Origin of the sequence: Nocardia ninae NBRC 108245 (genome assembly GCF_007990755.1) — a bacterium.
Lineage (GTDB): Bacteria > Actinomycetota > Actinomycetes > Mycobacteriales > Mycobacteriaceae > Nocardia > Nocardia ninae.
Genome location: NZ_BJXA01000002.1, coordinates 150,759 through 175,510, shown reverse-complemented (window position 1 = coordinate 175,510; position 24,752 = coordinate 150,759). Strand labels below are relative to the sequence as shown.

22 protein-coding genes are annotated in these 24,752 nt (G+C 66.8%); 16 read left to right on the top strand and 6 right to left on the bottom strand.

Going from position 1 to position 24,752, the window contains the following annotated elements:
• Nucleotides 1-61 precede the first annotated feature (61 nt).
• The 6 genes from NN4_RS02865 (at nucleotide 62) to NN4_RS02840 (ending at nucleotide 6,741) form a co-directional block, all read left to right on the top strand.
• Nucleotides 62-1,228 carry an acyl-CoA dehydrogenase family protein gene (locus NN4_RS02865; protein ID WP_147128366.1) on the top strand — a complete coding sequence of 389 codons (1,167 nt, stop codon included), beginning with the start codon at nucleotides 62-64 and terminating at the stop codon, nucleotides 1,226-1,228.
• Nucleotides 1,225-2,970, top strand: a complete 1,746-nt coding sequence (gene accD / locus NN4_RS02860) for an acetyl-CoA carboxylase, carboxyltransferase subunit beta (RefSeq protein ID WP_147128365.1) — start codon at nucleotides 1,225-1,227, stop codon at nucleotides 2,968-2,970. Before NN4_RS02865 ends, accD begins: the two co-directional genes overlap by 4 nt.
• Nucleotides 2,971-2,973: 3 nt before the next feature.
• Entirely contained in the window at nucleotides 2,974-4,338 is a 1,365-nt protein-coding gene (locus NN4_RS02855) for an acetyl-CoA carboxylase biotin carboxylase subunit (protein ID WP_147128364.1), read from the top strand.
• Nucleotides 4,335-4,733 (top strand): lipocalin-like domain-containing protein, encoded by a 399-nt coding sequence (locus NN4_RS02850; protein ID WP_147128363.1) that lies wholly within the window; start codon nucleotides 4,335-4,337, stop codon nucleotides 4,731-4,733. The genes NN4_RS02855 and NN4_RS02850 overlap by 4 nt, the downstream gene beginning before the upstream one ends.
• Nucleotides 4,730-5,656, top strand: coding sequence for an alpha/beta hydrolase (locus NN4_RS02845; protein WP_147128362.1), 927 nt, complete (start codon nucleotides 4,730-4,732; stop codon nucleotides 5,654-5,656). The genes NN4_RS02850 and NN4_RS02845 overlap by 4 nt, the downstream gene beginning before the upstream one ends.
• A 329-nt stretch (nucleotides 5,657-5,985) precedes the next feature.
• Nucleotides 5,986-6,741, top strand: a complete 756-nt coding sequence (locus NN4_RS02840) for an AfsR/SARP family transcriptional regulator (RefSeq protein WP_147128361.1) — start codon at nucleotides 5,986-5,988, stop codon at nucleotides 6,739-6,741.
• Between the two features lie 19 nt (nucleotides 6,742-6,760).
• Here NN4_RS02840 and NN4_RS02835 read toward each other — a convergent pair whose 3' ends face one another.
• Complete coding sequence (locus tag NN4_RS02835; protein WP_147128360.1) at nucleotides 6,761-7,147, bottom strand: winged helix-turn-helix transcriptional regulator; 387 nt, start codon at nucleotides 7,145-7,147, stop codon at nucleotides 6,761-6,763.
• Between the two features lie 268 nt (nucleotides 7,148-7,415).
• On the opposite strand from NN4_RS02835, the gene NN4_RS02830 reads away from it, so the two are divergent.
• Nucleotides 7,416-8,258, top strand: coding sequence for an aromatase/cyclase (locus tag NN4_RS02830; RefSeq protein ID WP_147128359.1), 843 nt, complete (start codon nucleotides 7,416-7,418; stop codon nucleotides 8,256-8,258).
• Complete coding sequence (locus NN4_RS02825) at nucleotides 8,255-9,004, top strand: cyclase family protein (RefSeq protein ID WP_147128358.1); 750 nt, start codon at nucleotides 8,255-8,257, stop codon at nucleotides 9,002-9,004. Before NN4_RS02830 ends, NN4_RS02825 begins: the two co-directional genes overlap by 4 nt.
• Nucleotides 9,005-9,035: 31 nt before the next feature.
• Here NN4_RS02825 and NN4_RS02820 read toward each other — a convergent pair whose 3' ends face one another.
• From NN4_RS02820 to NN4_RS02810, 3 genes are all read right to left on the bottom strand, one after another.
• Nucleotides 9,036-9,581 (bottom strand): acetyl-CoA carboxylase biotin carboxyl carrier protein, encoded by a 546-nt coding sequence (locus tag NN4_RS02820; protein ID WP_147128357.1) that lies wholly within the window; start codon nucleotides 9,579-9,581, stop codon nucleotides 9,036-9,038.
• 36 nt (nucleotides 9,582-9,617) lie between these two features.
• Nucleotides 9,618-10,802 (bottom strand): GGDEF domain-containing protein, encoded by a 1,185-nt coding sequence (locus tag NN4_RS02815; protein ID WP_147128356.1) that lies wholly within the window; start codon nucleotides 10,800-10,802, stop codon nucleotides 9,618-9,620.
• A 206-nt stretch (nucleotides 10,803-11,008) separates the two neighbouring features.
• Nucleotides 11,009-12,442, bottom strand: a complete 1,434-nt coding sequence (locus tag NN4_RS02810; protein ID WP_147128355.1) for a M14 family zinc carboxypeptidase — start codon at nucleotides 12,440-12,442, stop codon at nucleotides 11,009-11,011.
• A gap of 452 nt (nucleotides 12,443-12,894) precedes the next feature.
• Between NN4_RS02810 and NN4_RS02805 the strand changes: the two genes are divergently transcribed.
• Both NN4_RS02805 and dnaE read left to right on the top strand, forming a co-directional pair.
• A complete protein-coding gene (locus NN4_RS02805; RefSeq protein ID WP_147128354.1) occupies nucleotides 12,895-13,842 on the top strand; it encodes a LysR family transcriptional regulator in 948 nt (315 codons plus the stop codon).
• 189 nt (nucleotides 13,843-14,031) lie between these two features.
• Nucleotides 14,032-17,592, top strand: coding sequence for a DNA polymerase III subunit alpha (gene dnaE / locus NN4_RS02800; RefSeq protein ID WP_147128353.1), 3,561 nt, complete (start codon nucleotides 14,032-14,034; stop codon nucleotides 17,590-17,592).
• A 31-nt stretch (nucleotides 17,593-17,623) separates the two neighbouring features.
• Here dnaE and NN4_RS02795 read toward each other — a convergent pair whose 3' ends face one another.
• Complete coding sequence (locus tag NN4_RS02795; RefSeq protein WP_281289304.1) at nucleotides 17,624-17,920, bottom strand: DUF6300 family protein; 297 nt, start codon at nucleotides 17,918-17,920, stop codon at nucleotides 17,624-17,626.
• Between the two features lie 141 nt (nucleotides 17,921-18,061).
• Between NN4_RS02795 and NN4_RS02790 the strand changes: the two genes are divergently transcribed.
• The 6 genes from NN4_RS02790 to NN4_RS02765 all read left to right on the top strand — a co-directional run bounded on the left by NN4_RS02790 (nucleotide 18,062) and on the right by NN4_RS02765 (nucleotide 23,879).
• Complete coding sequence (locus tag NN4_RS02790) at nucleotides 18,062-18,244, top strand: DUF6374 family protein (protein ID WP_147128351.1); 183 nt, start codon at nucleotides 18,062-18,064, stop codon at nucleotides 18,242-18,244.
• Between the two features lie 210 nt (nucleotides 18,245-18,454).
• A complete protein-coding gene (locus NN4_RS02785) occupies nucleotides 18,455-20,146 on the top strand; it encodes a fatty acyl-AMP ligase (RefSeq protein ID WP_147128350.1) in 1,692 nt (563 codons plus the stop codon).
• Complete coding sequence (locus NN4_RS02780) at nucleotides 20,130-20,987, top strand: class I SAM-dependent methyltransferase (RefSeq protein WP_147128349.1); 858 nt, start codon at nucleotides 20,130-20,132, stop codon at nucleotides 20,985-20,987. The genes NN4_RS02785 and NN4_RS02780 overlap by 17 nt, the downstream gene beginning before the upstream one ends.
• Before the next feature lie 47 nt (nucleotides 20,988-21,034).
• Complete coding sequence (locus NN4_RS02775; protein WP_147128348.1) at nucleotides 21,035-21,283, top strand: acyl carrier protein; 249 nt, start codon at nucleotides 21,035-21,037, stop codon at nucleotides 21,281-21,283.
• Nucleotides 21,280-22,152: an acyl-ACP desaturase gene (locus NN4_RS02770; RefSeq protein WP_147128347.1), complete on the top strand. Its 873-nt coding sequence runs from the start codon at nucleotides 21,280-21,282 to the stop codon at nucleotides 22,150-22,152. The genes NN4_RS02775 and NN4_RS02770 overlap by 4 nt, the downstream gene beginning before the upstream one ends.
• A 2-nt stretch (nucleotides 22,153-22,154) precedes the next feature.
• Nucleotides 22,155-23,879 (top strand): acyl-CoA dehydrogenase family protein, encoded by a 1,725-nt coding sequence (locus tag NN4_RS02765; protein ID WP_147128346.1) that lies wholly within the window; start codon nucleotides 22,155-22,157, stop codon nucleotides 23,877-23,879.
• Here NN4_RS02765 and NN4_RS02760 read toward each other — a convergent pair.
• The gene (locus tag NN4_RS02760; RefSeq protein WP_147128345.1) at nucleotides 23,859-24,680 is read right to left on the bottom strand and encodes a phytanoyl-CoA dioxygenase family protein; all 822 of its coding nucleotides are present in this window, start codon (nucleotides 24,678-24,680) and stop codon (nucleotides 23,859-23,861) included. The two genes, NN4_RS02765 and NN4_RS02760, sit on opposite strands and share 21 nt — an antisense overlap.
• Between the last annotated feature and the right edge of the window lie 72 nt (nucleotides 24,681-24,752).

Here is a 24,752-nt window from a genome sequence, read left to right as displayed (position 1 = left end):
GACCCGCCGCTGCGACCGTGGTCTCCGATGTGCCGAACTACCCCTGACCCGAGGAGAATTCATGTCCGAGTCCGAGAACAGCCCCACCTTGTTGCTGTCGGCGGCGCACGACGTCGCGGCCGTGGCGGCCGCCGAAGCCACGACCGCCGAGGCGAATCGGCGCTTGGCTCCCGACGTGGTGAAATCCTTTGTCGTCGCGGGCTTTCCGCGGCACTTCGTGCCCGCCGAGTGCGGCGGCACGATGGGCACCTTCGCCGAGCTCGGCCGGGCGGTCGCCACGCTGGGCACCGGCTGCACCGCGACCGCATGGTGCGCCTCGCTGACCGCACACACCTCGCGGATGGCGGCGCATCTGCCCACCGCGGGATACCGGGAGATCTGGGCCGACGGACCGGATGCGCTACTGGTAGCGGCCTTGTCGCCCTCCGGCACCGCCGAACCCGTCCCCGGCGGCTATCGGCTGTCGGGCACCTGGCCGTTCGTGAGCGCGATCGACTACGCCGATTGGGGCATGCTCACGGCGCTGGTGCCGCGCGACGGGGAGCCGGAGCCCAGGGTGCTCGCCGTGCCCCGCGCCGCGATGCGGACCGTGGACACCTGGCGCAACATGGGGATGGCGGCGACCGGCAGCAATATGGTGATCGTAGAGGATGTCTTCGTCCCCGAGGCGCGCACCATCGGGCGCGCCGAACTGTTCGCCGGACGCGCGAACGACTCTGCCGCGCCGTGTCATTCGGTCCCCATGCAGGCCACCACCATGATGTTCGCCGACCCCGTGCTGGGTGCGGCGAAGGGTGCGCTGCAGGGCTGGCTCGACCACGTCACCCCGAAGATCCGCGTCGCCGCGAACCAGCCGAAGCCGGCCCTGCCCGGCATGCCGACGTTCAACCGCACCACCCACGACGTCACGCTGGCCCGCGCCGCCGCCGAGATCGAGGCGGCCGAGCTGCTGCTCGGTCGCGCGGCGGCGACCGCCGACGCCCCACCGGTCACGACGTACGACACCATGCGGAACTGGCGCGACGTGGCGGTGGCGACCGACATGCTCGTCGGCGTCGCCAACCGGCTGCTGCGCGCGGTCGGCACCAGCGGCCAGGCCGCGGGTCACCCGGTGCAGCGCTTCTGGCGCGACATCAACTCGGTGGCCGGGCATCAGGCGTTGCAGGTCGAGTCGGCCGCGATCGCCTTCTCCCATCAGGTGATCGACAACCCTGAGGAAGCACGATGACCGAAACTGTCCTGAACCCCGCTGTCACCGAACCCGATCCGGCGGCCGACGTCGAGTGGGTGCTGTGCCGCGCCTGCAAGACACCGATCTACGGCAGGCGGTTGCGCCGCAACCTCCATGTGTGCCCCGAGTGTGCCGCGCATCTGCCCGTCACCGCCCGCGAGCGGCTCACGCAGCTGGCCGATGACGGCCGATTCACGGTGCTGCCGTTCGAGATGACCAATACCGATCCGCTCGGCTTCGTCGACACGGTGCCCTACTGGCAGCGGTTGTCCCGGGCCCAGGCGCAGACCGGGATGGCGGAGGCGGTGCTCTGCGCGCGCCTGACCATCGACGACCAACCGGTGATCGCGGCGGTGATGGACTTCCGGTTTCTCGGCGGCAGCCTCGGCACCGCCGTCGGTGAGTTGATCACCCTGGCGATCGAAACCGCGCTGGCCGAACGCATTCCGCTGCTGCTGGTCACGTCCTCGGGTGGCGCACGGATGCAGGAGGGCGCGCTGTCGCTGATGCAGATGGCGAAGACGAGCGCGGCTCTGAGCGACCTCGACCTGGCGGGGGTACTGTGCGTCTCGCTGATCGCGGATCCGACCTTCGGCGGTGTGGCAGCCTCGTTCGCGACCCTCGGGGATGTCATCATCGCCGAACCCGGTGCCCGCCTCGGGTTCGCCGGACGGCGGGTCATCGAACAGACCATCCGGCAACAGCTTCCGGCGGATTTCCAGACCGCCGAGTTCCTGCTCGAGCGCGGCTTCATCGACATGATCGTGCCCAGGGCACAATTGCGGGCCGAGCTGGGAAACCTGTTGCGACTGAACGGCTCCGGTGACAGACCGCAGATCCCTGCCCGGCGCCCCGAGCGCTCGTCCGCCATAGTCACCGACCCTGATCAGCTGCCCCACGCCTATCCGTGGGACCAGGTGCGGAAGGCACGCTCACTCGATCGGCCTACCGCGCTGGACTATCTCGGGTATGCCTTCGAAGGCTTCCGCGAGCTGCACGGGGACCGGATCTCGGGCGAGTGCCCGGCCTTGATCGGTGGAACGGCACGCCTGGACGGGCTGCCGGTCATGGTGCTGGCCACCCAGAAAGGCCATACTCCAACAGAATTGGCCGCGCGCAACTTCGGCATGGCCTCCCCGGCCGGCTATCGCAAGGCGGCACGGCTGATGCGCATGGCCGACAAGCTGGGCGTGCCGATCGTGACCCTCATCGATACGCCGGGCGCCTACCCCGGCGCCGACGCCGAGGAGCGCGGCCAGGCGGTGGCCATCGCGGAGAACCTGCGGCTGATGGCCACGCTGTCGGTGCCGGTGGTGGCCGTCATCATCGGCGAGGGCGGCAGCGGCGGCGCGCTGGCCTTGGCGGTCGCGAACCGCGTGCTGATGTTCTCCGACGCCGTGTACTCGGTGATCAGCCCCGAGGGTTGCGCGGCCATCGTCTGGAAGGACGACACAGCCGTCACCGCAGCGGCACAGGCGTTGCGCCTCAATGCGCGGGAACTGTTACGGCTCGGCGTGGTCGACGGCGTGCTGCCGGAGCCGGACGGTGGTGTCGGCGCGGACCCGGTCCAAGCCGCCGAGACGCTCCGTTCCGCACTGAGCTCCGCGCTGCACGAGTTGGGCGGGCTGGCACCGACACAGCTGCGGCTGGCACGACGGGCCCGCTTCCGCGGCTTCGGCGCCTCGGTCGCGGTCGAGACGGAGCTGGCCGACATCGAAGACTGGGCTCGGCGGAGGTAGGAAATGTTCACCAAGGTACTGATCGCCAATCGTGGCGAGATCGCGGTGCGGGTCGCCCGAGCCTGCCGCGAGCTCGGCATCGCAACGGTCGCGGTGCATTCGACCGCAGACCGCGAATCATCGGTGGTCCGTCTCGCCGACGAGGCGGTCCAGATCGGGCCCGCTCCCCCGGGCCGCAGCTATCTCAATGCCGCCGCCGTGCTGCAGGCGGCCGAGCAGACCGGGGCCGACGCGATCCATCCCGGCTACGGATTCCTGTCCGAGTCAGCGGATTTCGCCGAGGCCTGCGAGTCGCTCGGCATCACCTTGATCGGCCCGCCCGCGTCGGTGATGGACAAGCTCGGCGACAAGTCCTCCGCGCGGGCGCTGATGACGGATGTGGGAATTCCCTTGCTGCCGGGAAGTATCGAGCCGCTGGATCACGCGTCGGCCCGGCAGTTGGCCGGGCGCATCGGGTTTCCCGTCATCATCAAGGCGTCCGCCGGCGGTGGCGGGCGCGGCATGACCGTGGTGGAGCACGGCGAGCACTTCGACGAGGCTTTCCATCGCACGCAGGCGGTCGCCCAGGCCTTGTTCGGGGACGGCCGCGTCTACGTGGAGCGATATCTGCCGCAGACCCGGCACGTTGAGGTGCAGGTGCTCTGCGACAGCTATGGCAACGGCGTGTACCTCGGCGAGCGCGACTGCACGGTGCAGCGCAGACATCAGAAGCTGATCGAGGAAAGCCCGGCGCCCGAGCTGCCGACCGGGTTGGCGGAGCGGATGGGCCGCGCCGCGGTGGACGGGGCGCTGGCCGCGGGCTATGTCGGTGCGGGCACCTTCGAATTCCTGCTCGCGCCCGACGGCAACTACTACTTCATGGAGGTCAACTGCCGGATCCAAGTGGAGCATCCGGTGACCGAGATGGTGACCGGCATCGATCTGGTCGCCGCCCAGCTCGACATCGCCTCGGGCGGCGTGCTCGGCCTGTCCCAGGCCGATGTGGTGCCCACCGGCTGCGCCATCGAATGCCGGATCAACGCCGAGGATCCCGCGCACGGTTTCGCCCCGGCGCCGGGCGCCATCACCGAATTCGTGCCGCCCGGTGGGCCTTTCGTGCGCGTCGATACCCACGTCTATCCGGGGTATGTGGTGCCGGCCAGTTACGACTCCCTGCTCGCCAAGTTGATCGTGTGGGCGCCGCACCGCGAGGGCGCGATCGCCCGAATGCGTTGCGCGCTGGATGAATTCCGGATGTCGGGGCCGCAGTTGCGTACCACCGCGGCGTTCCTCGCCGAGGTGCTCGACCACGAGCGCTTCCGGTCGGCTACGCACACCACCGCGCTGGTCGACGAAATCCTGATGACGTCGTCCTCGGTCGGCGGGTGAGCGGGGTGCACGCGGACGATCTCATCGGCACCTGGTGGCTGGCGGCCTATCACAGTATCGACGACGACGGCGGCGTGCACGAGGGTCCGCTCGGCGCCGACCCGTGCGGCCTGCTCTTCTACGCCGCCGACGGTCACATGTCGGTGAGCATGATGCGCTCGCCGGGCACCGGCCACGGCTTCATGGGCTACGCGGGCACCTGGGAGCTGTCCGGCAGGCAGGTGATCCACCGGGTACTGGTCAGCTCGCACAACTATCTGGTCGGGACCCGGCAACACCGCGACATCGAGCTGGCCGACGATCGGCTGACCCTGCATGCGGTGGCGCCCGCGGCGTCCGGCCGGGCCGGGCGGCGGCTGCTGCGGTGGCGACGAATGACGGGAGTGGGCCGGTGACTTACGATTTCGACCCGGAGCTGGCACCGTTCGTGCCGCGGCTGCGACCGCTCGACTATTCGGATCCGGTGGCCGCCCGCGCCGCCCTGCGCGCAGTGATGGCTCGGCAGCCCGCCTACGAGGCCGCGTCCCGGGTGACGATCGTGGACCGGCCGATACCAGGACCACCCGGCGCCGGACCGGTGACCGTTCGGATCTATCGCCCGGTCGATCGGCCGGAACCTCTGCCTGCCTTGATATTTCCGCACTGGGGTGGCTTCGTGACCGGAGACCTGGATACCGCGCAGACCTTCGCGTCGCGGATCGCCGACCAAGTCGGCGCGGTCGTGGTGTCCCCCGAGTACCGGCTCGCGCCGGAGCATCCGTTCCCGGCCGGCCTGCACGACTGTTACGCCGCCCTGGAATGGACCGCGGACCGGGCAGTGGAACTAGGAGTGGAACCACACCGGATCGGTGTCGGCGGCTTCAGCGCGGGCGGCGGGCTGGCCGCGGGGGTCGCGCTGCTCGCACGGGACCGGCACGGCCCCCGAATCGCGTTCCTGTACCTGCTGTTTCCGCAGCTCGACGACCGCCTCGCCACCGTCTCCGCGCGGTCCTTCGTGGACACGCCGATGCTCGACCGCACCGCGCTCACCCTGTGCTGGCGGCACTACCTGGGCGCTGGCCCGCCGTCGGAGTACGCGGCACCGGCGCGGGCCGTGGACATTTCCGGATTGCCGCCCGCGTTCGTCGGGGTCTGCGAGTACGACCCGCTGCGCGACGAGGGAATTTCGTTCGCGCACCGCTTGATTCGGGCCGGCGTGAAAACCGAGATCGTGCATTATCTCGGCACGTTCCACGCGTCGATCGGACTCGCGCATGCCGCCGTGTCGCAACGCATGGTACGCGACCAGATTGCGGCGTTGCGGCACGGTTTGCGTTGACGAATCAGATAAATAGGACATGAGCCTTTCGGACGATAGGTATTACGTGACCGAATCGAAATGTGAAACTCAGGCTATCGTTGAGCACCCATAGGTGCCGACCACAGAAGTCTGGGCTTGGGGTGCAGAGAATAGTCGCGATAGCATTCGAGCGGCACGATTCGGGTCGAATCGAGCGATAATTTCTCTATCGACCCCGTGTCAGCATTCGGAGCCGTCGCGGCCGGGGCGCGACGTACTCTTGGTTCGAACACATTCAACGGTCAGCTACGACCAGTGCGACGTTGACCGTCTTGACGCATGTCCGACACCCCGGGGGGGAATGGAAAATGAGGTTCAAGCTGCTCGGCCAGTTCGAAATCGTCGCCGACGAAGGGCCGATCCTGTTGACACAATCGAAAATAAGCCAACTACTCGGCTTGTTATTGATTCAGAACGGCGAGACGGTGAGCGTGGATTCCTTGATCGAGGAACTCTGGGGCGAGGACATGCCCCGCAGCGCGCTCACCACCCTGCAAACCTACGTCTACCACGCCCGCAAGATGTTCGCGGCGCTGTCCGGCGACAAGGACATCCTGGTCACCAGGCCGTCCGGGTACGCGATCGAGGTGGCCGACGAGTCGGTCGACGTGCGGGCATACATCGCGCACGTCGACAAGGCCACCAAAGCGTACGCACTCGGTGATCTGGAATCGGTGATCGATCATTTGGACGTGACCCGCAAATTATGGCGCGGGCCGTTCTTGGTCGGTATTCCGAAGGGTCAGGTACTCGACGCCTACGTCACCTATCTGAAAGAAGTACGACTCACGACGCTAGAACTCGATATCGAACTCAAACAGCGCACCGGTAATTACCGAGGACTTATTCCGCAACTTCGGTTACTGGTGGCCGAAAACCCGCTCAACGAAAATCTGCACGCCCAATTGATAAAGGTGCTGCACAAATGCGGGCGCCGGGCGGAGGCGCTGGCGGCGTATCGGGATCTGTGGCAGGTACTCGACGCGGAATTGGGTGTGCGGCCGACCTCGGAGCTCCAGTCGATCCAGCAGGAACTGCTGACCGAGGACCGGGTGGCTTATTAGCAGCGATCCCGCCGGGCCTTTACCGTCCGGCGGGATGCTCGGCCATCGCGGAGCGCACCGCATCACCGTGGCGGTGCGCCCACGCACCCAACGCGAAAATGGGAAGCAGCAGGTCTTTCCCCGCCGCGGTGAGCTGATATTCGACGCGCGGCGGGGCTTCCGGATAACGCCTGCGTTCGACCAAGGCCATGTCTTCCATCCGCCGCAGCGTCTGGGTGAGCATCTTCTGACTGATGCCGCCGATGCTGCGACGCAACTGACCCGTGCGCATCGGCCCCTCGCGCAGCGCGTACGCCGTGACCGTCAGCCAGGAGTTGCCGAACAGGGGGGCCACCAGCCGCGGCGGGCAACGGCCCGCGACAGCGTCCGGGGACGAGGTGTACCGGGAATCGGCTGGCGTCGTCATGAATCTCAGCCTGCCAAGTCGTTAGGCACCCGTTGGTGCGTATCGGCGGGACTACCGTCGGCGTTCGGTGCGGCAGGACCGATGGCACCTCGACCGGCCGACCACCGCGGCGCTGCGTACGGAGCGTTCCGTACGCAGCGCGTGAGGGGTTGTGGTGGTCGGCCGGCCGGACCGGTGCCTGCCGCGCCGTCTCAACTCGCGTACGAGTGAACCTCGAGCCCGCCCGCGCACGATCGAGCGTGACAGCACTCGACCAGCGGAGGCTCGCTTGATAATCCACACAATCATCTACCGTTTCGCGAACTCGGTCAGCGAACAGGACCGCGACCAGTTCTTCACCGGACTGCGCGCGCTCGCCGAAAGTTCGGATCTCATCGAACAATTCGGCCACGGCCCGCACATTCGGCTGCCCGTCGACGACGGCGCCCAGGGCGTCACCGCCGACGCCATCGCGCAGTTCTCCTGCCGGACCATCGCGGACCTGCGGACCTTCTCCGAACTGCCGCACGTCCACGGCTTCATCTCCCAGTGGCGCTCGAAGATCACCTACGACGCCGCCTACGCCAACCACGAGGATCTCCTCGCCCGCCGCACACCGACGAACGGAGCCACCATGCACCACACCGAGCACACAGTCACCGTCGAGGCACCGGTCGACGTCGTCTGGGGCGTCCTCGCCGATGTCGAGGGATACGCCAAGATCTTCCCGCCGACCCAGCAGGTCACCATCCTCGAGGAGTCGCCGACGCATCAGATCGCCCGGCTCGTCGTCGAGGTGAGCGGGGCGAACCAATCGTGGGTCTCCCGCCGCGACCTCGACGCCGACCGGCACGTCATCGCCTACCAGCAGCTGGAGAAGGCGCCGCTGATGGGGCACATGGGCGGTGAGTGGCGGGCGCTGCCGCTGGACGACGACCACACCCAACTGGTGCTGACCCACGACTTCGTGGCGCGCGAACCCGTCGACGGCAAGGTCGCCGGGAAGTACACCTACGCCGAGGCCGACGAGATGTTGCAGGCCGCGGTCGAGCGCAACAGCGTCGCCGATCTGGCCGCGGTCAAGACGGAGGCGGAGCGGATCACCGCGGAATTGGCCGGGACCGCAGCATGACTCGCCTGATCGATCTGAGCGTGGTGCTCCGGGACGCGCCGAGCGAGGCGACGCCGGTGAAGATCGATCTGCTCGATCATCGCAGCGGTGCGACCGTGCTCGGCCTTGCGCCCGAGGACTTTCCGGACGGGATGGCGATCTCCAATGAGACCGTCACGCTGACCACGCACACCGGAACTCATATGGACGCACCGCTGCACTACGGTCCGCTCTGTGCGGGGCAGCCGGCCCGCAGCATCGATCAGGTGCCGCTCGAGTGGTGCTACGGTCCCGGCGTTCGCCTGGACATGCGGGCCGTGCCTGCGGGCGAGGCGATCACGCCGGCGGATCTGGCGGGTGCGCTCGACAGCATCGACCACCAGCTGGCCCCCGGCGAGATCGTGCTGTTGTGGACCGGTGCCGACCGGTTCTGGGGTACGGCGGCCTACCTGGACCACTATCCGGGCCTCAGCGGTGAAGGCACGCAATTCCTGGTGGAGCAAGGCATTCGGGTGATCGGCATCGACGCGTGGGGTCTCGACCGGCCGATGCGGCAGATGATCGACGAGTACCGCCGTAGCCGCGATCCCCGCGCGCTGTGGCCCGCCCACATCTATGGACGGCAACGCGAATATCTGCAACTGGAGAAGCTGGCACATCTCGAAGAACTGCCCACCGCTACCGGGTTCACCATCGCGTGTTTCCCGATACCGGTGGGCGGGGCAGGCGCGGGCTGGACTCGCGTCGTCGCCATCGTGCCTGCCTGAGCTCCCGGCGGCCACCGCCTGAACGAAGCGTTCAGGCGGTGGCCGCATCCGGTTCGATGGCGAACAACGGCTCGTCGAACTCGACCGGGCCACCCTCCGGACCCAGCACCTCCGCCACCCGTCCGGCGACTCCGGCGTGCACCGGGATCATCAGCTTCATGACTTCCACGATCGCCACCTGAGTTTGCGGCTCGACGTGGTCGCCGACGGCGACGAACGGCGCGGCGCCAGGTTTGGGAGCCCGGTAGAACACGCCTACGGAAGGAGCGCGCACGAGATAACGCGAGTCCACCACCACCGCTGCTTCGCCCTCAGTGGAACTCGAAACATTCTGGTGTGCAGCAACTCCCAGATCAGGCGCGGGGGTTTGCGGCCACTCGGCCTCGACCGTGACCTCTCCCGCGCGGATGCGCAGCACGCTCGGCGGGACACCGAAGTCGGCTTGCAGGCGCAGTGCGTTGGCTCGGACATGATCGAGCAGGTCGTTCAGTTGCGCCACCTCGGCGGCGTCGGGTGGTCCGGCACGACCGTTGTCGACCGCGGCCGCGGGCCTGACGTTGTCGGACGCTGCTGTCATCGCTGTATCCATTCCTCGTGGGTAGACCGTACGAGGTCAGGATCGGCGGTGCTGCTCGTGTCGCGGTCGAGTGAGCCTGGAAACCTCGGCGCCGGCCTTGGCGAAACAGCTCGAGTCCGGTTCCTGTGCGGTCGACCCCACGTCGGTGAGGACAATGGTGTTGCCGCCCAGTCGCTTCGCTCGATACATCGCCGCATCGGCGGCGCGCAGGACGTGCTGATGCGGCGGCAGTTCGCCGGTCCGGGACGCCGTGAACAATGCGGCGCCGACGCTGGCGGTGATGGTGATCGGCAGGCCGGGCATCGTCGCGATCGCGGCACGCAGCCGCTCGGCGACCACGGCGGCAGGCACGTCACGCACCCAGCCGACCACCGCGAACTCCTCGCCGCCGGTGCGCGCGATGAGGGCATCGGAGTCGGCCGCCGATCGCAGCCGATCCGCGGTCCGCTGCAAGACCTCGTCGCCGAACGGGTGGCCGAACGTATCGTTCACAGCTTTGAACCGGTCCAGGTCCAACGCGATCGCGTAACCCGTTGGGCGCCCGGCCCATCCGGCGCGTTCCGACCAGTGCGAGTCCAGGCCGCGTCGGTTCAGCAGTCTGGTGAGCGGATCGGACAGCGCGTCCATCCGCAGCAGCCAGTGCGAGAGCTGCACGGTCGGCAACACCACACCGATTACAGCGAGATTGGCCACCACGACCGCGATGCCGAGCGCGATATCGCCGCGCCAGCGTCCGGTGCCGAGCACCATCGTGGCCGACAGCACCAGGATCGACAGCAGCGACCAGCCGAGGCTCAGGGCCAGGATCCGCGGACTGTGGAAGACCGCCACATAGGTGCCCGTCGCGACCAGCATGATCATTCCGAGGGCGCCGAGGACACGATCCTGGACGAGCATGCTGTCGATGGTGGTGACGACGTCGATGGCGGCGATCCAGGCCAGCGATTCGGCCTCGCGCGGCCACGACAGCGCCCACCAGCGCACGGCCCATAGACCGCCGATAACGGCGGACAACATGGTTACCGCGGTGCCGGCCCTCCCGTGCACACCGGCCGGCGAGACCGCCATCAGCGCGGCGTTCACCAGCATCATGAGGCCACCCGCGCCGATCACGACCTTGATCCGGCCGAGCACGGAATGGTATTCGAGAAAATCGACCACCCAGTGGTAATCGACCCGGTATTGCCACCGGGACCGAAATGACAAGCGGTTGTTGGTCATCGCGATACCGCCCTTACATCGGCGGTGAGATCATGACCGGAATTCGACTACCGGAGCGATCGCCCGCGTGGCGCAAGCATGGCCAGCACAAGCTATCAGCTTTACATTCGGAAGAATCTGTCCAGTTACCAACGTCACCGTTCCCGGCACACGCAGCCGAGCGCCGACCCGGCCACCAGGGACCAGGTCGGCGCGCGGGAATGGAATCAGCTACCTGCGGGAAGCTGCTGTGTTTGGTTGTCTGCCGGACTCGGTTGTGTCTGCTTGTACGGTGCGCCCGCGGATTGCGCCGCGGTGGTGAACGCCCGCTTGATCTGCGGCCAGAAGGTGTCGTTCACGCAGGAGTAGCGGGGCATGAAGCCGCCGCAGGACGACGAATTGTTCGGGCCGATTTCAATGGTGAGGGCGGCCAGTCCCAATGCGCCGTGTGCCTGATCGTCGGTCGTTCCGGTGGTCGAGTATCCGACGGTTTCCTCGGAGGTGCCGACGGTGAACCCGGGAACGATCTTCCTGGCCAATGCGCGCAACTGGCTGGCGTTCTTCGTGGTGGCGCCGCTCGGAATGATTCCGTAATTACCGTATGCGTGCAGATCGATCACGATTCCCTTGGCAGTATCCGGAACATCCCGGCTGCCCGCGGGGCGCTGATTGGTGAACAGGCTCGCGTAAAGCCGCTGTACCGCTTGGGTTTCCGGTTCGGAAGCGGCGCGCGGGCCCTGGAACGTCTGCGAACAGGGGTTCCGCGAGTCACCACCCCAGCGGATGGTGAAGTTGCGGTTCAGATCGACGCCGGGACCGTTGCCGGACCCGTCCACGACCGAGCAGGACGAGGGAGTCTGGGTGTTGTTGACGTTCTTACGCTGCATCTTCGGCCGGTTCCCGCCGCTGGCCGTCACGTCGACCCCGTCCGGGTTGGTCACCGGGACCACCCAGATCTCGGTGTTGTCCAGGATCGAGGTCGCCGTGGCGTCGGTGCCGTAGCCGTTGGCGAGGTAGTCGATCCACTTCCAGGCCAGTTCGCCGGTCGCCAGCTCGCGGGCGTGGATCTGCGCGGTCAACAGGAAACGCGGCTTGGTCGAGGCAGTGGGCGACATCGCGCAGCCGTTCGGGGCAAGCGTTGTTTTCGCCGTGGCCTTCTCCTGATCGGTGGCCTTCTTCGCGATTCCGGTCAGGCAGATGACCTTCATGGTGTGCCCGCCGGTGCCTCGTTCGGCCTTCCAGCTCTTGCCGATGTCGTGCACCTGGGCGATGCCCGGGTATTTGGCCGCCACATCCGAGGCATGCTTGAGCAGGTCCGCCGCGGTGTGATAACCGCCGTAATACGTCGGGTCCGGAGCTTTTCGCTCCTGCGGTAACGACTTGTATACCGGCGCACCCTTTTTCGGTTGGAGTCCGCGTTCCCGCAGCGCCTTGGCGGTCGCCTCGTCCGCGGCGATGGTCACCTGCCCCGGACCGGCCGGAACCATTTCGATCCCGGCCTCCTCGATGATGTCCTTCTGCGCCTGGGTCGGCACCGGAACTTCCCAGTAGTAAGGCGAGTCATCCTGGCCGTGCGCCGCCGCCGGATTCAGGGCCAGCGTCGAAAAACCGCACACCGTCACCGCGGTCAAAGATGCCAGAATATTGCGTACTCTGCTCATGGACTTCCCTTGTCTCTCGCACAACCGCCGGCCACCGCATTGCGCAGCGTGAGGTTGTTCGCCGTCCCCGACGCGGACTTCGCCTGTCCCGATGCCCGCCGCGCCCGCACACAGGACGCCGCCCGGCACGAGGCCGGGCACCTGGATCGAGTCGGCCGGAAGATACGGGACATATCGACTCCTCCAAAGGGACGTATGAATTCCCGATGGGCGGAGATTAAGCCGCGGCGTCGGCTGGGTGAAACCCCAGATGACGAGTGGGGAATACAGCTGCCGTCGCCGAATGATCTACCCGCGAGAAAATATGTGTTGCCCGAAAGACGCTGCACCTCTTGCCGATGCCCGGCGGCGCCCCGGCGATGTTTCGGCGAGCCACCGGAGATGGCCCTCCACGCCCGACGCGCCTAGTGTGGCTCTTCGGCCGACAACCCCCTGTTGTGAAAGGAACCGAGTTGGAACTGGATCTCGGCGCGGTCCGAGCCTTCCTCGTCCTCGCCGATTGCCAGCACTTCGGCGCGGCGGCAGACCATTTGGGACTGACCCAGCAGGCCGTCTCCAAGCGCATCGCAAAGTTGGAAGCCGCGCTGGGCACGGCACTGTTCCACCGCACCCGCCAAGGCAGCGACGTCACCGAGGCCGGGGCCGCCTTTCTCGTCCATGCCCGCGCTCTGATCGCGCTGGCCGATCAGGCCGTCGCGTCGATACAGGGAAACGACCGTCCGCTGCGGGTGGACGTGCTCGGTACCCGTCTCGCGCCCACCGAGCTCATCCGGACGTTCCACGAGACCCACCGCGGGGTGGAGATCGACATCGTGACGTCCAGCGGACTGCGCAGCGGCCGATCCGCCCTCGTCAACGGCACCATCGACGTCGCCTTCGCGCGGGTGGTCGGCGCGCTGGACCCCGCTATCGACCACATGCCCGCGTACCTCGAACCCCTGCACATCCTGGTCGGCCACAAACACCACCTGGCCGATCGACGCCGGGTCGCCCTTGCCGACCTCGCGGGTTCGATCGCCCGGATGCCCGGCAACGAGCCGGGCAGCGAATGGGCGCAGTTCTACGACGATCTCGCCGAGGACTTCGGACTCACCATCGATACCACGGGTCCGGACTTCGGCCTGGATCACCTGCTCGACGAGATCGCCGAATCCGCCGACGGCTACCTCTTCTCCGGTGAATTGTTGCGCGTCCCTTGGCATCCCGACATCCGCCGGATCCCGCTCGCCGAGCCGACGCCCTGCTATCCACACTCCATGCTCTGGCTCCGGAGCAATCGCCATCCCGTGCTGCCCCGCCTCCGCAGCCATATCGCCGCCGACTTCGCCCCGTTCGCCCCCGAACGCCACTGGCTCCCGCAGACCGAGATCCGCAGCGACAGCTGGGGCCGATCCGCTTGACGGACAACCGTTCACGGGGCGAGGCAGTCGGCACTGACGCTTCGGGCCTGCGAACGGAATGGCTTGCGGCACAGGGCCAGCCAGGACAACCACTGGTTGTCACGCGGTGCGTGTTGATTGTTTGACCCGCGATCGCCCGCTCGGCTCGAATAGGCCGATCCGAGTCCGAGTCGCGCCTGGAGGCCTCCGTTGTCCACGTTCGTTCACCTGCATGTGCACACCGAGTACTCGATGCTGGACGGTGCGGCGAAGATCAAGCCGCTGTTCGAGGAGGCCGGGCGGCTCGGGATGACCGCGGTGGGGATGACCGACCACGGGAACATGTTCGGGGCCGACGAGTTCTATCAGGTCGCCACGAAGATGGGTATCAAGCCGATCATCGGCATCGAGGCGTACCTGGCCCCGGGCAGCCGATTCCACAAGAAGCCGGTGTTCTGGGGGCAAGCGAATCAGCGCGGGTCGAACGGGGAAGGCGTCGGCGGCGACGTCTCCGGTGGTGGTGCGTACACGCACATGACGATGCTCGCGCGCGACGCGCGCGGTTTGCGCAACCTGTTCAAGCTGTCCTCGCTGGCCAGCATCGAGGGCTACTACCGCAAGCCGCGGATGGACCGGGAACTGGTCGCCGGGCACGCCGAAGGCATCATCGCCACCACCGGCTGCCCGTCCGGCGAGGTGCAGACCCGGCTGCGACTCGGCCAGCACGCCGAGGCGATCGAGGCGGCCGCCGACTATCGCGACATCTTCGGCAAGGAGAACTTCTTCGTCGAACTGATGGACCATGGTCTGCCGATCGAGCGGTCGGTCCGCGAAGGGCTGCTCGAGATCAGCGCGAAACTGGACATTCCCCCGTTGGCCACCAACGACTCTCACTACGTCACCAAGGATCAGTCCGAGGCGCATGCCGCGCTGCTATGTGTCCAAGCGGGGAAGACACTCAGCGATCCGACGCGGTTCAAGTTCGACGGCGACGGTTACTACCTGCAGTCGGCCGACGAGATGCGAGCGTACTGGGATACCCAGGTGCCCGGCGCGGCCGACAACACCCTGCTGATCGCCGAACGGGTCGAGTCCTACGCCGAGGTGTGGGAGCACACCGATCGGATGCCGATCTACGAAGCGCCTGAGGGCTATGACGTGACCTCGTGGTTCCGCGCGGAAGTCATGCGCGGCCTCGCCTGGCGACTGCCTGGCGGCGTACCCGAGGAGTACCTGCGCCGCGCTGAGTTCGAGATCGAGATCATCGTGCAGAAGGGGTTTCCTGCCTACTTCCTCATCACCGCCGACCTGATGAATTACGCACGCCAGCAAGGCATTCGGGTCGGTCCCGGGCGTGGCTCCGCAGCCGGGTCGCTGGTGTCTTACGCGATGGGCATCACGAACCTGGATCCCATCCACCACGGTCTGCTGTTCGAGCGATTCCTGAATCCCGAGCGCATGTCGATGCCCGATATCGATATGGACTTCGACGACCGCCGCCGCGGTGAGATGGTGCGCTACGCGACGGAGAAATACGGCAGCGACCGCATCGCCCAGGTGATCACCTTCGGCAAGATCAAAACGAAGGCGGCCATCAAGGATTCGGCGCGGGTCCACTTCGGCCAGCCGGGTTTCGCCATCGCGGACCGGATTTCCAAGGCGCTGCCGCCGCCGGTCGCCGCGAAGGATATCCCGCTGTCGGGCATCGTGGATCCCAAGCACGAGCGCTATCCCGAAGCGGCCGAGGTCCGTTCGCTGATCGAGACCGACAAGGACGTTGCCACCATCTTCGAGACCGCGCGCGGCCTGGAGGGCCTGATCCGCAACGCGGGCGTGCACGCCTGTGCGGTGATCATGTCCTCGGAGCCGCTGGCGAACGTGATCCCGCTGTGGCGGCGCGAGGACGGCTCGATGATCACCGGGTGGGACTACCCGTCCTGTGAGGCCATCGGCCTGCTCAAGATGGACTTCCTCGGCCTGCGCAACCTCACCGTGATCGGCGACGCGATCGAGAACATCGAGGCCAACCGCGGCGAGACGGTCGACCTCGACTCGCTCGGCACCGACGATCCGAAGACCTACGAGCTGCTCGGTCGCGGCGACAGCCTCGGCGTCTTCCAGCTCGATGGCAACGCGATGCGCGAACTGCTTCGGCGATTGGGCCCCACCGGATTCGAGGACATCATCGCCGTCAACGCGCTGTATCGGCCGGGGCCGATGGCGATGAACACGCACAACAATTACGCCGACCGCAAGAACGCCAGGCAGGCGATCGAGCCGATCCACGCGGAACTGGCCGAGCCGCTGCGCGACATCCTCGCCGAGACCTACGGCCTGGTCGTGTACCAGGAACAGATCATGCAGATCGCCCAGCGGGTGGCGGGCTTCTCGATGGGCCGCGCCGACGTGCTGCGCCGGGCGATGGGCAAGAAGAAGCTCGAGGTCCTGGAGAAGGAGTTCGAGGGCTTCCGCGCGGGTATGCGGGAGAACGGGTTCTCCGACGAGGCGGTGCGGGCCCTGTGGGACACCGTGCTGCCGTTCGCCGGGTACGCGTTCAACAAGTCACACGCGGCGGGGTACGCGCTGGTCGGCTACTGGACCGCCTACCTCAAGGCCAACTATCAGGCCGAATACATGGCGGCCCTGCTCACTTCGGTGGCCGACAACAAGGACAAGTCGGCGATCTACCTGGCCGAGTGCCGTCAGCTCGGACTCAAAGTGCTTGCGCCGGATGTCAACGAGTCGTCGCTGCGGTTCTCCGCCGTGGGCACCGACATCAGGTTCGGGCTCGGCGGGATCCGCAATGTCGGGGCCAATGTGGTCGAGTCGATCATCAAGACCCGCACCACCAAGGGCAAGTACACCTCGTTCGCCGATTTCCTCGAGAAGTCGGAGCTGGTCTGCTGCAACAAGCGCGTGCTGGAGTCGCTCATCAAGGCCGGCGCGTTCGACTCGTTCGATCACCCGCGCAAGGCGCTCATCGACGTGCACGAGGAAGCGGTGGACGCGGTCACCGGACTCAAACGTCAAGAGGCGATGGGGCAGTTCGATTTGTTCGGCGTCGAGAGTGGCGCCGAGGAGACGTCCAGCCATTCCTCACCGCTGAGCCATCTGACATTCGACGGCGAGGAGTGGCCGCGCAAGATCTTGCTCGGGCTGGAGCGAGAAATGTTGGGGCTCTATGTTTCCGGGCATCCACTCGACGGCACGAATCACATTCTCCGCAAGGCGGCACCGAAGCCGATCGCCCATGTGCTGGCCAACGCGCCACGGGAGGGAACGATCGTGATTTCGGGCATGATCTCCGCCCTGGAACGCCGGGTCAACAAAAAGGGTGAATGCTGGGCGATCGCGGTCATCGAGGACCTGGACGCCTCGGTCGAAGTGCTGTTCTTTCCGAAGAGTTACACCGTGTTCACGACCGACCTGGTCGTGGACGCCGTTGTGGCAGTGGAAGGCCGAGTGAATTGGCGGGAGGACAGAATGGGCATCTTCGGCACCCATCTCGCTCCGCTCGACATCAGTTCCGTGGAACGTGGCGAGCACGCGCCGCCGCTGACGCTGGAAATCAACGCCGAGTCCACCCGTCGCGACAGTGTCCTCGAATTGAAGTCGGCGCTGCGTTCCCACCGCGGCGGGACCCCGGTGCGCCTCGTGCTGTGCTACCGCGACCGGCGGACCACACTCGCGGTCGACAATTACCCGGTGACGGTCAGTTCGGCCCTGCTCGGTGAGCTGCGGGCCGTGCGCGGCATCAAAGTGCTGACGTGACAGTCGGTTTCGTCACCGTCCGCGCCGACCGTCAGGTGCGAACGGTGCCGTCGGTCCGGAGCATCGCCAGCTGAGCGTCGTCGATCCGCGCGGGCAGGACCTCGCGCAGCCAGTCCCCGAGCAGTGTCGCCGCCTCGGGCTCACTCGCTACCTCGCCACACCCCGCGAAATAGTCGATAAGCGCTCGGGCTGCCGGATTTTCTTTGTCACAGCCGGCGCAAAGTCCGACTGTGCGAGTCCCACTCACCTCGGTATCGTCGGCGCGCAAAAACGAATGCGGCATTCGCACCGCGCAGAACAAGGCGTCACCGCACCGATGGCATGGCATATCCCGCAATACGAGCTCGCAATCCAGACCCGACACGAGGTTGATTCGACTCGATTCGCGACCCGGTGTCCAACAAACGACACGCCCCAATACCCAACCAGCAGTTGTGAACAGCACAGCACCGACAGAACGGATTTCTCGATGAGACCCACTCCCCCAGCTCTCGACCTCTCCCGAATCGCGTTCGCGCAGGCGCAGATCGACGAAGTCCGGCGCCAGCTCCTCGATACCGCGGCCTTCGGCAAAAGCATTACGCCGGACCAACTCGAGCACCTCGCCGCAAAGCTGGGCGAAACGTTGCGGATTCTCGCCGAGGACGGCTGACGCGGTGCGCAGCGCCGCCTGACCGAGCCGGAACATCCTGCGGCACGGTCAGCTTCGGTCTGCGGCGCACCGCAAGATCTCATCGATCCTCGGCAATTCTCCGCATGGTTTCGCGCCCGGCAGCCGCGTGTACTGGACTCCACGACTGATCTAGATCCACCACCCGGTCGCGATGCGCCGGGCACGACCTACATCGGGAGCACTGGAGAATTGACTATCGATCGAGTAGACGCGGGTCCGCTACACACGCGCACAGCATGGGTGACCGACGTGCTGGCCGGCTACGAGAACGACCACCGGCCCGCTCATGAATACCTGCGAGACAACGGTTCATGGGACACGGTCAGCCGGCACGAGCTGCTGCGGCGCGTCCGGTCGGCCGCACGGGGGTGGCGCGAGGTCGGTCTGGGGCCCGGCGACCGGGTGGCCATCGAGGCGACCGACCCGCACGTCTTCGTCCCCGCCTTTCTCGGCGCGCTGTGGTCCGGCGTGGTCCCCGTGCCGTTGCCGCCGACCACCGAACGCCGCGCTGCATGGAACGCCCACGTGTCGGCGTTGGCACAGACGGCGCAGCCCAGGGTGATCGCGCTGCGCGCGGGTACCGAACCACCCACGGACAGTGGGCGTCCGGTGGTCCTGGACGACGTGGTCGCTACCCCGCCGGATGACTCGTCGCCGCACCCCCCGGAGCCGGACGACACCGCCTACATCCAGTTCAGCAGCGGCAGTACCGGATCGCCCCGCGGCGTCCCGGCGCGGGTCGCCGCCGTCCAGGCCAACGGCCTGGCCATCATGCGCGACGGTCTGCGCAGCGATCCCGCCACCGATCGCGGGCTGTCCTGGCTGCCACTGAATCACGACATGGGCTTGGTCGGATTCGTGCTGGCCCCTTTGCTGGTCGGCGTCCCCGTCTCCTTCGTGCCGACCCGCTTCTTCGTCCGGGATCCGAGGCTGTGGCTGCGCGGCATGTCCGAACGGCGCGCCACGATCAGCTTCGCGCCCAACTTCGCGTTCGCGCACACCGCTCGCCGTACCGCTCCTGCCGAGCTCGCCGCGCTCGACCTTCGCCGGGTGCGCGTTCTCGGCTGCGGGGCCGAGCCGATCAACCAGGCTGTGCTGCAACGGTTCCTGAGCATATTCGCTACCGCCGGATTGCAACCCGAGGCGCTGACGCCGTGCTACGGCCTAGCCGAGGCCACCCTCGCGGTCGCACTCGCTCCGCTGGGCCGCCGATACCGGGTGGACCACGTCGACACGGCGGCGTTGTCTGCCGGGCAGGCCACTCCCGTTCCCCTGGGCGATGCCACTGCCACCGACGGCGTGGAAACCCTGGTCGGCTGCGGACCACCCCTGCCCGGCCACGACATCGTCATCCGCGACAGCTCTGGCAACCCCCTCGATACGCGCGCCGTCGGCGAGATCTGGGTCCGCGGCCCCTCCATCGCGCACACCTACGCCGGAGCCCCGCCCGAAACTTCCACGACCTTTCGCCCCGACGGCTGGCTCCGCACCGGCGACCTCGGCTATCTGGCCGAGGGCGAACTGTTCGTCACCGGCCGGGTCAAGGATCTGCTGATCCTCAACGGCCGCAACGTCGATCCGCAGCGGGTGGAGTGGCTCGCCGAGACCGTCCCCGGCGTCCGTTCGGGTGGCGTCGTCGCCTGCACCCGCCCCGGTACGGAGTCCGAGCAGTTGGTCGTCGTCGCCGAGTGCCGCAGCCCGGATGACCCGGATGTGGTTGCCGCCCTTCGGGAAACGGTGGCCGTCGGCCTGGGCCTGCCCGTGCACGACGTGGTCACTGTGCCGCCCGGCACCGTCCCGAGAACGACCTCGGGCAAACCGCGGCGACAGGAAACCCGTCGCCGATATCTGGAAGGTGCGCTGCATGTCCAGCAGAGCTGACATAGCGGTCAGTTACGACCTCGATCCGGAGTTCTTCCGGCTGTGGCTCGACAGCCGAATGAACTACACCTGCGGCGTTTTCGACGACACGGACGATCTCGACACCGCCCAGGTCGCCAAACTCGCTGTGCTGCACGACTTCGCCCACATCGCACCGCAGAGCCGGGTCCTCGACATCGGCTGCGGCTGGGGCAACAACCTGGCCTACCTCACCCAGGAACGCGGCGTTGCCGAGGCGCACGGCATCACCCTCTCGGAGGCGCAATACGAGGAGATCCTGCGCCGCGACCTGCCGGGAGTCACCGTCTCCTGCATAGACTTTCGCGACTTCGCGCCGTCGGACACCTTCGATGCGGTGCAGTCCATCTGCATGATCGAACACGTCTGCACGCCCGAGGAGGCCCGCGCGGGCCATGCCGTCGCCCGCTACCGCGACTATTTCCACAAGGCGTGGCAGTGGACCAGTCCCGGCGCCTACTTCGCGCTGCAAACCGGATTGCGCGACCGCCTGCCGCGCCGGCCCGAGGACGCGCGCGAGCTGAGCTGGCTGGGCCGGACCATCTTCCCCGGCGGCATGACGCCCCGTGCCGAGGACATCATCATGGCCGTCGGTCCCTACTGGGAGGTCATGCAGCTGCGCACCAGGCGCGAGGACTACCAGCGGACCACCACGCACTGGCGAAATCGGCTGCGCGCCAATGAAGAACACATCAGCGACCGCTGGGGCCGCGAGCTCTTCGACACCTACGACCGCTACCTGACCTGCTGCATCAACTCCTTCGCCCGCAGGCACATGACGCTGTCGCAGTGGTGCCTGCGCCGGGTCGACGATCCCGAGTGAATCTCGCACCGCCACCACCGGTTCCACCGCAGGAAAGAGGACTCTCGATGACCCAGGACGACCTGCTTGCCCTCCTCGGCCGCGGTCTGCGCCACCTCACCTCCGCCGCGCACCCCATGCTCACCGCGGACTCCGATCTGCACTCCTCCGGCATCGACTCGCTGCAATTACTGGAGTTGGTCACCTGGACCGAGAAGGAGCTCGACATCCGCCTGCCCGACGAAAAGCTCTACACGGTGACCGATGTCCGCGGGCTGTGCGAGCTCATCTCCGCCGAACTCGCGAGCCGCGCATGAACCGGGAGCTGCGCGAGTCCTTCCACCGCGAGTACATGACGTTCTTCGAGAATGCCGAGCGCACCCGCCGGTGGAATCCGGTCAACGACATCGACTGGGACGCACTCGACACCTCGGGCACCGACCTGCAACTCGCCACCAATGCCGAGACGTTCTGCGGCGTGGAGATGTTCCTGCCCGACTACCTCAATACGCATCTGGAGCTGTTCGGCCGCAATTATGCCCAGGCCTGGTTCGCCGCCAATTGGGGGTACGAGGAATCCAAACACTCACTGGTCCTTCGGGAGTACCTGCGGCGCAGCGGGCAGCGCACCGAGGAACAACTGCACGACTATGCCGACACCATCCTGGCCAAGCGGTGGGAGCGGCCCTACGCGAGTCCCCGGGAGATGGTGATCTACGGGATGATTCAGGAACTCACCACCTTCGTGGTGTATCGCTCGCAGCGCACCCTGGCCATCGACACCGGGCACTCGGTTCTCGCCGACATCTACCGTCTCATCGGACGGGACGAGATGGCGCACACCAGGTTCTACCAGCGCATGGTCGCCCTGCACCTCGACGAAGATCGAGCGGGCACGCTGCACGATCTGGCGCATGTGCTGCGGACGTTCCGCATGCCCGCGGAACAACTCCTGCCGGATGCCGAGGCACGGACCGACCTGATGCGGTCCACCGGCATCAACGGCCGGGTGTATCTGCGTGACATCGTCGCGCCCACCCTCGCGGCCCTGCACCTGACCCGCCATGATCTGCCGGGTCCCAAGCAACCCCCGCCCGCGACTGCTCAGGGCACTGAAGCGTCGGGTTTCGTCGCCCAGCGGCTTGTTTCGGGCACGACCGGACCGACAACCGACCGGAAGGAGTGACGGTGCCCGAGACGGCGACCGACTATCTCAGCGATCCCCTCTTCGACCCACGTGTGCGCTATGAACTGGACGTCGATGACCTGATGCTGCTCACCGTCGAACGTGCGAAGGCCTTGCACGCGAAGGGAATCGTCGGCAGCGAGGCCTGGTGCGGCGGGAGCCGGGACGACCGATTCCCGGACCTGGTACGCACTCTGGGCTGGCTCAGCGCCTTCGACATCTCGCTCGTCGCGACGACCGGGAATCAGCAGCTGGCCGGCAACGCACTGCTTTCCCACGGCAGTCCCGCGCAGGTGGCGGCCCTCCGCGACGAAATCGACCGCATGGAACGGGTTTACGCGTTCGCAGCGACCGAGATCGGCCGGGGAACCAACCTCATGTCCATCGGTACCGAGGTGCACTACCGGCACGAGGACCGCGCGCTGCGCATCACTACGCCGTCCGATGACGCGGCGAAGTACTGGATCGGCAACAGTCTGTTCTCCGCGACGCACGCGATGGTCTTGGCGCGCTTGGTGATCGACGGTGCCGACGAGGGGCACCATTGGTTCCGGGTGCCGCTGCGGCCGGCCGAAGGCGCATTGCCGTTCCCCGGTGTGCGTATTCGCCGCGCTGATCCCAAAGGCGGGCTGCCGGGAAATCAGACCGGCATGATTCATTTCGACCAGTACCAGCTGCCCTCGGACGCCCTGCTGAGTGCCTGGGCGCACATCGACGACTCCGGCGCGTATGTATGCGAAATCCCCAGGCGCGAGCGCTATCTGCGCTGCCTCGGGACGTTCTCTCAGGAACGCATCTTCCCCGTCACCGGAGCCGCCTGCTGTCTGCGCCGCTTCGCGGCGATCACGCTGCGCTACAGCACCTATCGAGAGTCGTCCGGTAAGACGCTGCTGGCCTTCCAGCACTACCGCGAGCGCCTCATGCCCGTGGTCGCCGAGGCGCTCGCCCTGCACCATCTCACCGAACACCTCATCGAGGAGTGGACCACCCGATACCCGACCGAGCCGATCACCCTGCACGGCCGCACGCTCTACGGCCTGACCTCCGGGGCCAAGGCGCACGCCTCGTGGGCAGCGAACACCGCCCTGGTCGTGCTGCGGGAACTCTGTGGCGGACACGGGTTCCACAGCTACAACGAGATCGTCACCGCTCGGGTGGACGGCGAGATCAATACCACCTTCGGCGGCGACAACAACGTGCTGTGTTACGAAAGTGTCCGTGTCGCAGCAAGAACCGCGCCACCGGAGGCCGCGTCGAACACCGTGCCTGCCGTCACCGAGGACGGCCTGCGCTCGTGCGAGCAAGGCATAGATCTGCTGGAAGCGTTGGCGGAGCGCCTGTTACGGCGCTGGCGCGAGTCGCAACGCGGTGCACTGTGCCGCCCGCACGTCCACGCGACCTGCGGCGCTCAACTACTGCGCCGATGGACGGCTCATTCCGGCGGCTCCGTCGACGACACCGTCCGGCGCCTCTACGCGGTGACCTGCCTACTGAGCCTGACCGACCACCTGGTGGCGGAAGGACTTCTCGACGGCGCGGGAATCCGCGGTTTGCTGAACCAGCGGGCCACGCTCAGCGACCAGTGCGCCGACCTGCATGCCGAGGTCCTCGCGCTACTGGACGTACCCGCAGCCCTCCTCGAAGTGCCCCTTGCCCATCCCGACTACGTCCACCGCACCGTCACCGCCGCCCGGGACACCACCCAGCTATCGCCCAACTCCAGGTAGCGTTTCCCTGCAAAGGTTTTCGCTCCCCTGCATACCGAGCCCCACCCGAATGGACTCCTCGACAGGTGAATGGGTGCCGTCGGCCCGATCCAATTCCAGCGGAACGGCGGGTTCGAGAGTGGGGGTCGCCATGAAACGCGGCGTGTCGCCGTGGTGGGGCTGGGCGGCGTGGATCAGGAACGGATGACACAGGTAGACATCCCCTGCGTTGCCGGTGGCGTACGCGACCGGCAGGTCGGCGGTGGCCTCGAGTACGCCGGTCTCGCCGATGCGGGTGGCATCGATGCCCTCGTCCCCGTAGCGGCGCAGTGGGCCGGGTAGAGCCAGGTGGGAGCCGACGCGCATTCTGGTCGGTGCGTCGGACTCGGCGACATCGGTGAACAAGAACAGCATGAGCAGCGCGCAGCCACGGGAACGGTAGTTGGTGAACGAGTGCCCTTTCCAGCCCTCGGGGAGGTAACTGCCCTCGAAGTGCCAATAGTCGTCGCCCGGGGACTCGGTGTGCGGGAAACGGACCGGGATGGGGCCGATCCCGGACCTGCGGCGCCACCGACCGGGGCCGACCAGCTGGTCGAAAGCTTTTTCCAAGCCGGGCATCTGGATGGCGGTGCGGAATGGCTCGTCGGTGTATTCGGGTAAGCGGACCAGCGGCTTTGTCCAGGTGGTCCGATCGTGCGGAACACACCCGGTGCCCGGCCACATGATCTCGACACAGCGCCCAGCGATCGCGCGAGAAAATGATCCGGCTACGTGCACGAATCCGTCCTCGATGAACTTTGTGATGTGTTCTGCCTCGAGCATCGCGCGGAACCTCACTTTGTGGAGAAGGCCTATTTCTCTCGGCATACCCGGTCGAGCGGCCGGATCACCGAG

Bases quoted from the DNA above. Each gene is read 5' to 3' on its own strand.
- NN4_RS02855 (WP_147128364.1), top strand. From the start codon at position 2,974: ATGTTCACCAAGGTACTGATCGCCAATCGTGGCGAGATCGCGGTGCGG.
- NN4_RS02815 (WP_147128356.1), bottom strand. From the start codon at position 10,802: ATGACCAACAACCGCTTGTCATTTCGGTCCCGGTGGCAATACCGGGTC.
- NN4_RS02840 (WP_147128361.1), top strand. From the start codon at position 5,986: ATGAGGTTCAAGCTGCTCGGCCAGTTCGAAATCGTCGCCGACGAAGGG.
- NN4_RS02835 (WP_147128360.1), bottom strand. From the start codon at position 7,147: ATGACGACGCCAGCCGATTCCCGGTACACCTCGTCCCCGGACGCTGTC.
- NN4_RS02865 (WP_147128366.1), top strand. From the start codon at position 62: ATGTCCGAGTCCGAGAACAGCCCCACCTTGTTGCTGTCGGCGGCGCAC.
- NN4_RS02820 (WP_147128357.1), bottom strand. From the start codon at position 9,581: ATGACAGCAGCGTCCGACAACGTCAGGCCCGCGGCCGCGGTCGACAAC.
- NN4_RS02775 (WP_147128348.1), top strand. From the start codon at position 21,035: ATGACCCAGGACGACCTGCTTGCCCTCCTCGGCCGCGGTCTGCGCCAC.
- accD (WP_147128365.1), top strand. From the start codon at position 1,225: ATGACCGAAACTGTCCTGAACCCCGCTGTCACCGAACCCGATCCGGCG.
- NN4_RS02825 (WP_147128358.1), top strand. From the start codon at position 8,255: ATGACTCGCCTGATCGATCTGAGCGTGGTGCTCCGGGACGCGCCGAGC.
- NN4_RS02790 (WP_147128351.1), top strand. From the start codon at position 18,062: ATGAGACCCACTCCCCCAGCTCTCGACCTCTCCCGAATCGCGTTCGCG.
- NN4_RS02770 (WP_147128347.1), top strand. From the start codon at position 21,280: ATGAACCGGGAGCTGCGCGAGTCCTTCCACCGCGAGTACATGACGTTC.
- NN4_RS02810 (WP_147128355.1), bottom strand. From the start codon at position 12,442: ATGAGCAGAGTACGCAATATTCTGGCATCTTTGACCGCGGTGACGGTG.
- NN4_RS02780 (WP_147128349.1), top strand. From the start codon at position 20,130: ATGTCCAGCAGAGCTGACATAGCGGTCAGTTACGACCTCGATCCGGAG.
- NN4_RS02760 (WP_147128345.1), bottom strand. From the start codon at position 24,680: ATGCTCGAGGCAGAACACATCACAAAGTTCATCGAGGACGGATTCGTG.
- NN4_RS02795 (WP_281289304.1), bottom strand. From the start codon at position 17,920: ATGCCATGCCATCGGTGCGGTGACGCCTTGTTCTGCGCGGTGCGAATG.